Origin of the sequence: Brevundimonas sp. UBA7534, assembly GCF_002479325.1 — a bacterium.
Lineage (GTDB): Bacteria > Pseudomonadota > Alphaproteobacteria > Caulobacterales > Caulobacteraceae > Brevundimonas.
The window spans coordinates 316-5,322 of the sequence record NZ_DLMO01000140.1 but is presented as its reverse complement, the minus strand read 5'-3'; the positions used below and the strand labels follow the sequence as shown (position 1 = coordinate 5,322).

Sequence of the window (5,007 nt, the reverse complement as noted above, 5' to 3'; positions counted from 1 at the left end):
GGGTTGAAGAACTCCAGCTTGGCCAGGACCGTGGCCCCCGAAGCCATCTGGGCGGCGTATTCGGCCGACAGCTTGGGCAACCGCACGACGGGCGTGTCGCCCAGGGTGTCGATGATGGAGTCGTAGACCTTGCCGCGCCCCTTCTTCAGGTGGCGGGAGGCGTCGTAGCTGAAGTCGGACATGGTCGGGTCTCCGTGATCTGGCGGCCTATACAGATAAGCCCTGGATGTAACGCGCAAGAGCGCGCCGTCGATGATTTCTGCGTGACACTTTCAGCCGGGCTCAGCGTCGCAGCGTGCGCCGGGCGGGATCGAAGCCGACCACCTCGCGGATCACGATCATGCTCTGGAACGACCGAACCCCCGCCTCGGTCGTCAGTTCGCGCAGGCAGAAGGCCTCGTAATCCTCCATCGAGGGAACGGCCACGGTCAGCAGATAGTCGGTCTCTCCGGTCACGTCCCAGGCGGCCTGGACCTCCGGGCTGGCCTTCAGCGCGCGCTTGAAGGCCTCGGCCGTCTTGCGCTCCTGGGTGTTCATCTCGACCTGGACGTGCAGCACGATGCGCGGCTCGACCCGCGCAGGGTCGATCACCGCCACGTCGGCGACGATGACGCCCTCGGCCCGCAGACGGCGCAGGCGGCGCAGCACCGCCGATTCCGACAGGCCCACCGCCTCGGCCGTGACCCGCGCCGGCTCCAGGTTGTTGCGGCGGACCCGCTCGATCAGCCGGTGGTCGAAGGCGTCGAGCGCGACGAAACCCGTCATTTCGCGATCTTTCGTGACGAAATCAGGCGCTGAAGATGCGGAAATCGCCGGGAAGCGCAAGCGGGTTTCGGCTACCCCTGGGGCATGACCGCCCTCCCCCTGCGCCACGCCCCGCCCGCGCCCGTCCTGCCCTATGTCGCCCTGGTGGTGGGCATGCTGTCGCTCAGCATCGGCACCACCTTCGCCAAGGGGCTGTTCCCCGTCGTGGGGGCCGAAGGGGCGACCGCCTATCGCGTCGGGCTGGCGGCGATCCTGCTGCTGCTGGTGTGGCGGCCGTGGCGGATGCGCTTCAGCCGCGCGGACCTGGCCGGCCTGGCGCTCTACGGCGCGGCGATCGGCGGGCTGAACCTGTGCTTCTACCTGTCCCTGAAGACCATCCCGCTGGGCGTGGCCTTCGCCATCGAATTCGCCGGTCCGCTGAGCCTGGCGCTGATCTATTCGCGCAAGCTGATCCACTTCGTCTGGGTGGGGCTGGCGGTGCTGGGCCTGGGCCTGCTGCTGCCCCTGCCGGGGGCGGGTCAGACGCTGGATCCGGTGGGCGTGGCCCTGGCGGCCGTCGCCGGGGTGTTCTGGGCGCTCTACATCGTGTTCGGCAAGCGGCTGTCGCACATCCACCCCGGTCCGTCGGTGGCGATGGGGATGAGCGTGGCGGCCCTGGTCGTGCTGCCGTTCGGCGTGGCCCACGCCGGCGCGGCCCTGCTGTCGCCGTCGATCCTGCTGGCGGGACTGGCCGTGGCGGTGGCCTCCAGCGCCATCCCCTATTCGCTGGACCTCTACGCCATGCGCCACATCCCCAAGCGGACCTTCGGCGTGCTGCTCAGCGCCGAGCCGGCGGTCGGCGCCGTCGCCGGCCTGCTGCTGCTGCACGAGCATCTCAGCGGCCAGCAGGCTCTGGCCATCGCCGCCATCGTCGCCGCCTCGGCCGGCGCGGTTCTGACCACGCGCCAACCCGTTCCGACCCCCGCCCTGCCGGAATGACCGGCGCGGGCCGGTCGGCGCGCTAGAACTCTTCCCAGTCGGATGTCGCCGCGGCGAGCCGCCCCCCCGCCACGGCCCGAAGGCGGGCGGGTTCTCGCGACGGTCGCGACGCGGGCGCCGCCTCGGCCGCGCCGGTCTGGAACCGGCCGACCTGTTCGGCCAGTTGGCCGGCCTCGGCCTTCAGGGCGGCGCAGGCGGCGGTGGTCTGTTCGACCATGGCGGCGTTCTGCTGGGTGACCTGGTCCATCTGATTGACCGCCGTATTGACCTGGGCCAGGCCGGTCGCCTGCTCCTGGGCCGAGGCGGCGATCTCGGACACCAGAGCGTCCATCTCGGCCACCTTGACGACGATGGCGTCCAGCGCCTCTCCCGTCTGATCCACCAGTCGCACGCCGTCGGCCACGGCGGTCGTGGAGGCGCCGATCAGCGTCTTGATCTCCTTGGCGGCCTCGGCCGAGCGCTGAGCCAGTGCCCGGACCTCGGACGCCACCACGGCGAAGCCGCGACCGGCCTCGCCCGCGCGGGCCGCCTCGACCCCGGCGTTCAGCGCCAGCAGATTGGTCTGGAAGGCGATCTCGTCGATGACGCCGATGATCTCGCCGATCTGGCCCGAGGTGCGGCGAACGCCGTCCATCGCCGCCACGGCCTGGCGCACCACCTCGCCGGAACGGTCGGCCTGCTGGCGCGCGCCGGCGGCGGCGGCCGAGGCCTGGCGCGCGCCCTCGGCGCTGCGGCCGACCGTGGCGGTGATCTGGTCCAGCGCGGCGGCCGTCTCCTCCAGAGAGGCGGCCTGCTGTTCGGTGCGGCGCGACAGGTCGTCAGAGGCGCTGGAGATTTCGTCGGCCCCGCCGCGCAGGCCCGCGACCGCCTGGAGCACCTGGTCCAGCGCCTGGCGCAGGCTGTCGACCGCGCCGTTGTAGTCGTCCTTGATGCGCTGGTGGGCGCCGGCCATCGGCTGGTCGATGCGCGCGGTCAGGTCGCCGCCGGACAGGCGGCCCAGCACCCCGGCCAGGGCGTCGACCAGGGCGGTCTGGGCCTGTTCGGCGGCCAGCCGGTCGGCCTCGTTGCGCGCGGCCTGCTGCTCGGCCTCGGTGATGTCGACGGCCAGCTTGACGACCTTGGTCGGCCGTCCGTCGGGGCCGAACACGGGGTTGTAGGAGGCCTGCAGCCAGACCTCGCGCCCGCCCTTGGCCAGCCGGCGGAACTTGCGGGCCAGGAAGCGCCCCTCGTTCAACGCGCGCCAGAAGGCGGCGTAGTCCGGCGAGGCCGCCTCGGCCGGGTCCATGAACATCCGGTGATGGGCGCCTCGGATCTCGTCCAGCGTATAGCCCAGGGTCGACAGCAGATTGGGATTTGCGTCGATGATCGTGCCGTCGAGATTGAATTCGATCACCGCCTGAGATCGCCCGATGGCGGCCATCTTGCCTTCAAGATCGGCCAGTCGGCCGTCGCTGGAACCCGACGCGTGACGCTTTGAGAACATCCTGGCCTCCCCAGACCCGTGGATGACTGACAACCGAAGGTCGCACGCAATTCTTGCCAAATCATTGCTCGTCCTGGTTGTAGGTGTTTTCCCCTAGACCGATCGCGCCACGACGATTCACGGCGCGTTAACCATGATGGCGCAAACGGTTAACGGCTGTTCTGGGGTCCCGCTTGCGCAATCTCGTCGCCGCTGTCGAAGCCGTCGATCCGCTGGTCGTGACCGGCAAGGTCGCCGGGGTGAACGGCCTGCTGATCGAATCCCGCGGCGGTCTCAGCCGTCTGGCGGTCGGCGCCCGGGCCGAGATCGGCCGGCGCGGCCACGCCCCCCTGCCCGCCGAGGTGGTGGGCTTCCGCGACGCCAAGGCCCTGCTGATGCCGTTCGGCCCGGTCGAGGGCGTGGCCCCCGGCGCCGACATCAAGATCATCGACGCCGCCGCCAGCGTGCGCCCCACCGCCGCCTGGCTGGGCCGGATCGTCGACGCCTTCGGCGAGCCGATCGACGGCAAGGGGCCGCTGCCGCAGGGACCGGCGCCCTATCCGCTGAAGGCCCCGCCCCCGCCGGCCCATTCGCGCGGCCGGGTGGGAGAGCGGCTGGACCTGGGCGTGCGCTCGATGGACGTCTTCACCACCACCTGCCGGGGCCAGCGCCTGGGCATCTTCGCCGGGTCGGGCGTCGGCAAGTCGGTGCTGCTGTCCATGCTGGCGCGCCAGGCGACCTGCGACGTGGTGGTGGTCGGCCTGATCGGCGAACGCGGCCGCGAGGTGCGCGAATTCATCGAGGAGACCCTGGGCGAAGAGGGGCTGAAGCGCGCCGTCGTGGTCGTCGCCACCTCCGACGAGCCGGCGCTGAAGCGACGCCAGGCCGCCTATATGACCATGGCCGTGGCCGAGTTCTTCCGCGATCAGGACCAGGAGGTCCTGTGCCTGATGGACTCGGTCACCCGCTTCGCCATGGCCCAGCGCGAGATCGGCCTGGCGGCGGGGGAGCCGCCGACCACCAAGGGCTACACCCCCACCGTCTTCACAGAACTGCCCAAGCTGCTGGAGCGGGCCGGGCCGGGACCGATCCGGCCGGACGGCACGACGGCGGGCCCCATCACGGCGCTGTTCACCGTGCTGGTGGACGGCGGCGACCATGACGAACCCATCGCCGACGCGGTTCGAGGCATCCTGGACGGCCACATCGTCATGGACCGCAAGATCGCCGAGCGCGGGCGCTTTCCCGCCATCGACGTGCTGAAGTCGGTCAGCCGCACCCTGCCGGGTTGCCAGACGCCGCCGGAGCGAGAGCTGAACAAGCGCGCCCGCCAGTGCCTGAGCGCCTACGCCAACATGGAAGAGCTGATCAAGATCGGCGCCTATCGCCAGGGCGCCGACCCCATCGTGGACCGCGCCATCGCGCTGAACCCGGCGCTGGAGGATTTCCTGGGACAGGACAAGGACGACGTCACCCGTCTTACCGATTCCTTTACCCGGCTGGAGGCAATCCTGAACCAAGGCATGATCAGGGAGTAACGACACATGACCGCCTGGGCCCAATCCCTGATCCGCATCTCCAACTACGAGGTCGAGACGCTGCAGAAGCGCCTGGCCGAGATCGCCGAACGCCGCGGCGGCGCCGAGATGAAGCTGGCCGTGCTGGACGCCGAGGCCGAGGGCGAACGCGCCCGCGCCCGGGCGGACGCCGAAGCCGGCATGATGCTGGGCGCCTATCTGGCCGGCTGGAAAAGCCGCCGCGCCGCCGCCGAGGGCGCCCTGACCGAGATCGAGGCCGAAGAG

4 protein-coding genes and 2 pseudogenes are annotated in these 5,007 nt (G+C 70.6%); 3 read left to right on the top strand and 3 right to left on the bottom strand.

Going from position 1 to position 5,007, the window contains the following annotated elements:
- A pseudogene (locus B2U11_RS11440) lies at positions 1–182 on the bottom strand (cysteine synthase A); the annotation flags it as partial.
- A gap of 100 nt (positions 183–282) precedes the next feature.
- Complete coding sequence (locus tag B2U11_RS11435) at positions 283–765, bottom strand: Lrp/AsnC family transcriptional regulator (protein ID WP_292071854.1); 483 nt, start codon at positions 763–765, stop codon at positions 283–285.
- An 84-nt stretch (positions 766–849) separates the two neighbouring features.
- Between B2U11_RS11435 and B2U11_RS11430 the strand changes: the two genes are divergently transcribed.
- Positions 850–1,743 carry an EamA family transporter gene (locus B2U11_RS11430; RefSeq protein ID WP_292071853.1) on the top strand — a complete coding sequence of 298 codons (894 nt, stop codon included), beginning with the start codon at positions 850–852 and terminating at the stop codon, positions 1,741–1,743.
- A 22-nt stretch (positions 1,744–1,765) separates the two neighbouring features.
- Here B2U11_RS11430 and B2U11_RS11425 read toward each other — a convergent pair whose 3' ends face one another.
- The gene (locus tag B2U11_RS11425) at positions 1,766–3,226 is read right to left on the bottom strand and encodes a methyl-accepting chemotaxis protein (RefSeq protein WP_292071852.1); all 1,461 of its coding nucleotides are present in this window, start codon (positions 3,224–3,226) and stop codon (positions 1,766–1,768) included.
- A 173-nt stretch (positions 3,227–3,399) separates the two neighbouring features.
- On the opposite strand from B2U11_RS11425, the gene fliI reads away from it, so the two are divergent.
- Together fliI and B2U11_RS11415 are read left to right on the top strand one after the other, a co-directional pair.
- Entirely contained in the window at positions 3,400–4,743 is a 1,344-nt protein-coding gene (gene fliI / locus B2U11_RS11420) for a flagellar protein export ATPase FliI (RefSeq protein WP_292071851.1), read from the top strand.
- Positions 4,744–4,749: 6 nt separating this feature from the next.
- A pseudogene (locus B2U11_RS11415) lies at positions 4,750–5,007 on the top strand (flagellar export protein FliJ); the annotation flags it as partial.